Raw genomic sequence first — 1,130 nt, 5'->3', positions numbered from 1 at the left:
GGGGCCTTTGCTACGGACCGTCCGGCACGTTCCTGCCGGCGAAGGAAGGAAGCGCGACATGGCAACTGTCTCGTTCAAGGGAGCCAGCCGGGTCTACCCGGGCACCGACACCCCCGCTGTGGACCAGCTCGACCTGGACATCCAGGACGGCGAGTTCATGGTCCTGGTCGGGCCGTCGGGCTCGGGCAAGTCGACCGCTCTGCGGATGCTGGCCGGCCTCGAAGAGGTCAACGAGGGTTCCATCTACATCGGCGACCGGGACGTCACGCACCGCCCGCCGAAGGAGCGCGACATCGCGATGGTGTTCCAGAACTACGCGCTCTACCCGCACATGACGGTCGCCGACAACATGGGCTTCGCGCTCAAGATGCAGGGCATCCACAAGGACGAGCGGGCCCAGCGCGTGCAAGAAGCCGCCAAGCTACTCGGCCTGGAGGAGTACCTCGACCGCAAGCCGAAGGCGCTGTCCGGTGGTCAGCGTCAGCGGGTCGCCATGGGCCGCGCGATCGTCCGTGACCCGCAGGTCTTCCTGATGGACGAGCCGCTGTCGAACCTCGACGCCAAGCTGCGCGTCCAGACCCGCACCCAGATCGCCGAGCTGCAGCACCGGCTCGGTGTCACCACCGTCTACGTCACCCACGACCAGGTCGAGGCCATGACGATGGGCGACCGGGTCGCCGTACTGAAGGACGGCGTACTGCAGCAGGTCGACACCCCGCTGAACCTGTACGACCGGCCGAAGAACAAGTTCGTGGCCGGCTTCATCGGGTCGCCGGCGATGAACCTGATCGAGGCCGAGATCACCGACGGCGGCGCGAAGATCGGCGACTACGTGGTCCCGATCGACCGGACCCTGCTGGCCAAGGCCGGCGACGACACGACGCTGACGCTGGGCATCCGGCCGGAGGCGTTCCACCTCGCCGACGAAGGCCTGCCGGTGAAGGTCGCAGTGATCGAGGAACTCGGCTCGGACGCGTTCCTGTACGGCACCGCCGAGCACACCTCGACGAACCAGCAGATCATCGCCCGCATCGGCACCCGCCTGCACAACGACAAGGGGCAGCTCGTCCACCTCGCCCCGGACCCGGACAAGCTGCACCTGTTCTCCTCCTCCACCGAGGAGCGCCTCG

1 protein-coding gene is annotated in these 1,130 nt (G+C 67.4%); it reads left to right on the top strand.

The window, feature by feature from the left end; genetic code table 11:
* Nucleotides 1-58: 58 nt before the first annotated feature.
* A partial coding sequence (locus E1218_RS35810) for an ABC transporter ATP-binding protein (protein WP_132327460.1) occupies nucleotides 59-1,130 on the top strand: 1,072 nt, incomplete at its 3' end.

Source organism: Kribbella turkmenica (assembly GCF_004348725.1).
GTDB classification, from domain to species: domain Bacteria; phylum Actinomycetota; class Actinomycetes; order Propionibacteriales; family Kribbellaceae; genus Kribbella; species Kribbella turkmenica.
This window is presented reverse-complemented; position numbering and strand designations above follow the sequence as displayed.